3 protein-coding genes and 1 pseudogene are annotated in these 6,461 nt (G+C 32.5%); 1 reads left to right on the top strand and 3 read right to left on the bottom strand.

From position 1 onward, the window contains the following. The first annotated feature begins 14 nt into the window (after positions 1–14). Positions 15–937 (top strand): annotated as a pseudogene (locus tag B4A24_RS10245) (IS481 family transposase). A gap of 214 nt (positions 938–1,151) precedes the next feature. Here the strand turns inward: B4A24_RS10245 and B4A24_RS10240 are convergent. The 3 genes from B4A24_RS10240 to B4A24_RS10230 form a co-directional block, all read right to left on the bottom strand. Then, positions 1,152–4,856 (bottom strand): PIN domain-containing protein, encoded by a 3,705-nt coding sequence (locus B4A24_RS10240; protein WP_293944716.1) that lies wholly within the window; start codon positions 4,854–4,856, stop codon positions 1,152–1,154. A gap of 156 nt (positions 4,857–5,012) precedes the next feature. Next, a complete protein-coding gene (locus B4A24_RS10235; protein ID WP_293944715.1) occupies positions 5,013–5,651 on the bottom strand; it encodes a hypothetical protein in 639 nt (212 codons plus the stop codon). A 17-nt stretch (positions 5,652–5,668) separates the two neighbouring features. Beyond that, positions 5,669–6,121, bottom strand: coding sequence for a helix-turn-helix domain-containing protein (locus tag B4A24_RS10230; RefSeq protein ID WP_293944714.1), 453 nt, complete (start codon positions 6,119–6,121; stop codon positions 5,669–5,671). Positions 6,122–6,461: the final 340 nt, after the last annotated feature.

Raw genomic sequence — 6,461 nt, 5'->3', positions numbered from 1 at the left:
TAGTATAGTGCGGAATATGCAGTAATGCAGGGGTTGTATGTCTAAGGTGCGGCATAACTAGGCCGACACTGAGAAAATGGGTTAAACGATTTAAAGAATCTGGTATTGATGGTCTAAGTGAACTTAGTAGAAGACCACATAAAATCCACCATAGAATAACAAAAGAGGACGAACAGAGAATTTTGGAGTTAAGGACAAACCGCAATTTAGGGCATCGTAGTATTGCTAGTGAGATGAAACGTTTATATGGGGTCTCAATCTCAACGGCAACTGTTCATAAGATTCTTAAAAAGAATAATAAACAGTATTTAAAACTTAAGCGATACTACCGTAAAAGACAAACGCGCTATAACCGACCAATACCGGGTGATCGCGTACAAATGGACGTTTGTAAAATAGCTCCAGGCATTTATCAATATACAGCGATAGATGATTGTAGCAGATTTAAAGTACTTCAATTATTTCCAAGGCGTACCGCTACCAACACTCTGAAATTTCTTGATACAGTGCTGGAACAGATGCCATTTGGGATACAGCGCATTCAAACTGATAGAGGAAAAGAGTTTTTTGCTTATTCCGTTCAAGATAGATTAATGGAATGGGGTATTAAATTTCGGCCTATTAAACCAGGCTCTCCACATCTCAATGGAAAGGTAGAAAGAACACAGCGAACCGATCTTGATGAATTTTATTCCACAGTTGATATCAAAGGTCCCGACCTACCAAACCTACTATCACAATGGCAATTTTATTATAATTGGCTTAGATCCCATAGTTCTCTAATGGGTCGTACCCCAATTCAAGTGATTAATGCTTTATCAAATAAAACTCCATTATGGGAGGAAGTCGATGATATGTATGACCCAAGCAGAGAGCGAATTAGGGATCAAAATTATTGGATTGACTGTCAGTTAAATAAGTGAAACGATGTGTGTAAATCCCACAAGTTACTTATTGTGTGTCTGTTATTTCAGACAAAAAAGTCATTTTTTGATTGAAATAACAATCAAGGAAATCCCGAATTTCGATAGCATTTAGGGAGTGTAACACCAACTGTGTCATTGGATTAAAATCTTAAAAACCTCTTTCTAATTTGAGCCTATCCCCAAATCTGATATATAGATTCTCCCTGTTCTTTCATTGGCATTTTTTTAGTTATTATCAACAATCTCTATACTATCGTCAATAGCTCTACGCAAAGCGTCGAAATAAGTAGGTAACAACTTGAACAGGCGAGTAGTCTTTAAAGCCAAATCTGTTAATATTTCTTTAGATATATTTAAACTCAAGCAACGTGTAAAGATGTTTCGCGCCTCGATTTCAAGTATTTGTTCATTATAAATTGGGTTTGTTGCCATCTTTTTAAGAAAATCAAGAATAATTGAGTTACATCCCTTTGCATTAAGCATGTAGAATACTTCTAGGTTCCTTATACAAAATTCATATACATGAGTTTTTTCTAAATGATTTTTTTCTATGTAGCAATTGTATAAATCACTTGAATAAAAATTTATACCTATATATCTATTCTGAATCAAATGACTAAATATCTCTTTTCTTTTTTCAGTATAGAAAGTTACTAAAAAATGGTCTGTTGAAATTTGCCTATTTGACATATTAAGATGTTGAGTATATACCAAATCATCACTTAACAGGATATGATTTGGTCTGTTGGCCAAAAGAGAGGTCTCTATCAGTAGGTTCATGCCCTTCTCATATTGGTTTTGCTTGTGAAGTTCTAGTGAATAGTTTACTTTTTCTAGAGGGATTTCAACTTTACATGTGCTCGTGAACCAATTGTGTACTTCAGTTAGGAATTTGATTCTGTTGATAGTGAAGTTTTCTGGTTTATAAAACGGTATGATACCGTCTCCTCTTATATCTACTGATAAATTCGACGTATTTGTTTTGGTCTTGTAAATTAATGATTCAATATGATCAATTAAGGATTGTCCGACGATAAATTTTTGCTTAAATTCGATATTACTAGATTTCGTTAATTCGAATAATAATAATCCAGATGTGAAGTCTAAAACTAACGAGGTGTTCTCAATATCTAATTTTCTGATATCTAACTTTTGAGGGTTGACCATAAAGCCATTCGAGTCTTTCGATATCAATGTATAGTAGGTTGCTATTTGATCTTCGTCAAAGTTTGCAGCAACAATTCCAAAAAAAGGTGATTGGTATTGGAAATACTCCTCTAAGTTTTTTTTTAATTTTATTTTGTTAAGGTCGTTTTTAATACCAAAGGTGGTGATTAACTCATGTTTGAAAGAGTCAATGTCTCCTGCTTTGAAATTTATCACCTCTACAGGATAATCCGAAGCAGGATTTTTGAACTCTTCTTGGATTTCAAGCAGAAGATTGACGTATTTATTTATGATACGCTCAATATTGATACTTACAATCTTTCCTGATAATTTTTTGATAATTGTGAATGAATCGCCCTTCTTTTTATTAATAAGTGATTGTGTCAAATCATCAGTAGCCTCCACGTTAGAAATGAATTTAGTTTGCGATGTACCATTTACTCGGAACTTTACAAAGCACTCAGGGTGGACAGTCTGATACTCGTGAAAAATAGGATTGTCATGGTATATCGTAGATATTTGAAAGAAATGCCATCTTGCTTTTATGTTTGTTTTTTCATTAGCATATCGATATAATAAATCAAAACCCTCATTAAAATGTTTATTTCGAATTAATAAGTCACTAACGAAAATCGCATTTTCAAGATATTCGAAATTGAAATTCACAATATCATCAACTATATTGGCCAAGTTGACATAATCCTTGGTTTGGGAAAGGCTGTCTATATATGATGTGAAAAAATACTCGTTATTTGGTAGAGTATTCAGGGCAAATTTATTTATTTCTTTAATTTTGTCCCATTTTTTTAAATGTGTGTATAACATTATTTCCATAGAGAGAAATTGTGGATTGGGCTCAAAATTTTCTCTCCATAAACGTAATAACCTTGGTAACTTTTCTTGATGTTCAGTTCTTAAATCATTGATTGCATATATTAAAATTTTTAATGCACCCAGATCTGGTTTTTCAATATCATTGATTTGAGGTAATACAAATTCTACGGATTCTTGATAATAATTGTTATTATACAGCAATATAGCGATGAAGATATTTAAATAATCATAATCAGCCAAATATTCCTTAAGGGTTAGTATATTTTCAAGTTTTACTTTTTCTTCGTTTGAATAAGTTTCCGTCAATAATAACAATAATTCCCTGAAATGTTCGGTGCTGCATTCTTTTGAATGTATTACGGATAGTAATTCTTCTTTAGAGTAGATCTTTTGTTTTACTATAGATTCTAAAAAAGCACAAATATTAGCGACATTGTTTTTGTCGATGCCCTGTATTGAGCTTAAATATTTTTCTGCCACTCTTTTAGCTGTTTCAAAATTAGGTTGACAAAATAGTTTTAGCGACAATAATATTTCATCTTCGTCATATTCCTCTATTAATTTCAGCGCAGCGTCTACATCTCCTCTCTTTTGCAAAGAGTTCGCAATAAAAAGAGCAAACATTTTGTCTGGCTTCTCAACTTCTTTATAAGTTTTAATTAGTTCATTGACACTGACTTGATTAAAATACATTTCACTCTTAAGCCAAGTATAGGTTAAGCATAGTTGGTTAAACGATGGTCCTAATTCTGATTGAAATTTAACAGCGTTCAATTTTTCCAAAATATCATACAAATGCTTCGATTGATCGGTTACTTCTGTTTGTCTAACAAAGTCAATGTGCACTGTATTGACAAATCTAGAAAAGTATATGTTTGCTAGAAAGATTAGATCATTTAAATTATCATATGTTACTTCGTTCGGAATATCGTATTGGATATTATTGAAGAGAAACTCTATTTCTTTTATTTTATAAGTGTTGTGATAAATCAGGTAGTTATATATGTTTCTTTTATATCGGAAATCCTCTCGTATAAGGAGAGGGGTTTGCTGTATGTATTCCTCTACTTTATCTGCATTTATTGCTTTAATCGCCCAAGCATAAGGATTAAATGGATCGATTAGTTCAAGCTGGTTTAATAAAGTTTTAAAAGTATTATCGTTTTGTTTGAAATATACCCAACAAGCAATTTCGATATTCTTTATATCATCATTATTTAATAAGTATGCTTTAATATAGCATTCTTTCGCTAAATCATTTTCATCGATATGGTCGTGGCAAATTGCCTTAACAAACTCTACTCTTGAAAGGATTAATTTGCTACTTGCTTTTATATTGGATTTAATACGGATTTCTAATTTTTTGAGTTTCTTTAATCCAGTAGAGAAGCGTAAAAGCTTGATTTCCTCATAGATGTCATCTACCTGTGTTTCGTATTCTCGTTTTAGTAATCCTATCTCATCAATATTTATCGCTTTGAGTTCATCTCTAAGTATTTTGACTTGATCGTAAGTCTGAAAAATTATCTCTTTATAATGGGTGTCAATTTCTATTTTCTTGAATTCAGCATCACTATTCAAATTTTTTATGAGAATTGCGTAAAATGATGAAATTTCTTCTTCTGAAGGTTGTTGAATATTATCATTAGTTTTTAGTACACCGTTGATTTTGTGTATTATTTCCTGTTGTGACTCGTTTTTGAACAATCGTAATTTCAAAATATCTTCTAAAAGAATCTGAGAGTGATAAAATGGAAATTTTCCATCGACAACTGCTCTGTAATGTTTTTTTTCGAATTCAGTAATTGTTTCTTTAAGAATATCTTCTAATTTCTTCCTGCAAGTATCAGACTTACCTTTAAATATCTTACCCCATCCGAAACTAAGTCCATAATCAAATAAAGACGAGACAACTTTTCCTAAGATCATAATTAAAGAGGTGGAGATTTGATCCATAAAATAGTATAATTCATTAAATTATTTGAAATACGAAAGGTGATAAGATAGGTTCTTCTTTTAAAATGGCGTTACTTTTTAAGCTTCTGTTTCTATCTCGCTCTCAAGTCGGCTGCAATAGATTACTCTTTATATCTTTTTAAATCTATTGATCCAACGTTTGTTTTCATACAAAGTGGATCTGTTTATTCTACTTTCTGGATTACCTTTAAGTCCTTTGAGATGATCTTTGATCGTCTTGTATATTGTGTCAGGCATTTGTTGACTTATCGTGATTTTGTTGATTATATCTAATGGGATGTCAATTTCTAGAAAGGTGTCATTCATGTTGTTTGATACAGCGATTATTCTATACTCCTCTTCACACCTATAAGGCCACCTCTTTGTAAAGGGCATTTCCTCAATATCGATGATGCTATCTTTTTTTTCGATATCTCCAAGTTTTCTGTAAACTACTGCCTGATGTCTTAAATTCGGAATATTATCTAAAATTTCGAATAATGCTATCGCGTTGAATTCAATTACACATCCACTTGAACCTTGTGAAAATGCTTTCCAATTATGAATAGTTTCATCGGCATGGGACATGCATATCGCAAAAAGATTTCTAACTTTCTTTCTCTTTTTATACTCTAAAATAACTTCAGCATCATTTTTGTCTTCCCAAAGCTGTGGATTCAGTAGAGTTAACTTTTTGCGTTGTAATAGATCCAACAATATAGGAAGAGTTGTAAATCTATTTAGTCTCTTAATTGTCGGTTTTTTCATTATTAGGTTAATTGATTCTATTTTACTTTCAACCTTTTAACCTCTTCCGCCAAATCAGAAACCACTTTAGTCAAATCCAAAATTGCTTGAGTTTTAATGGCATCGTCCTGAACGAGTTTTCCCAAAAGTGCTTCTACTTTATCAATATTATTGTAAGTGATGTTTGGCTGGTTACTGAGCCCGAAGGAACTCTCACGAACATCAAATGTGTTATTGTTTTGAATATTGAAAATTGCTTTCTCTTCATTAAACGCCCGAATAAATTCGACAGTTACCCCTAAAGCATCTGCCAATTCCTGCAAAGTTGGTTCTGGAATAGTCCACATATTTTCGTATTCAGAAATACGTCTTTGATCAAGTTTACTCACACACTTTTGACCCAAGGCATCTTGTTTTAATCCCATTATTTCACGAATTCTTTTTACGTTTTTTCCTTCGTGTATTTTTTCTTCTTGGAATGCAATACTCATATTCTGACAAATTTAAATGTGTTCGGTATTTTACCGGTTCTTTACCATTTTTTTATAAGTAATTGGTTTTTTACTTTTGAAGTAAAGATACGATTATTTGCGGATTAAACCACGATTTTCAATACATCTGATAGTGTTTTAGGCGTAATAATTTGTCTTTAGTAGATTAAAACAATACATTTGCACCATCTCATACAGGTGGATGCACTTATGAGTCTTGGCTGTGAAACCTGAGAAATTTCAAATGGAACAAGGCGATAAGTGGAATCAAACGCCCGTCGGCAATGGCGTGGCGTCCGCTTACTCGTTCCACGGCTTCTCAGGGCCTCACAGCGGTAGG

Origin of the sequence: Sphingobacterium sp. UBA7249 (assembly GCF_002472835.1) — a bacterium.
Lineage (GTDB): Bacteria > Bacteroidota > Bacteroidia > Sphingobacteriales > Sphingobacteriaceae > Sphingobacterium > Sphingobacterium prati.
This window is presented reverse-complemented; position numbering and strand designations above follow the sequence as displayed.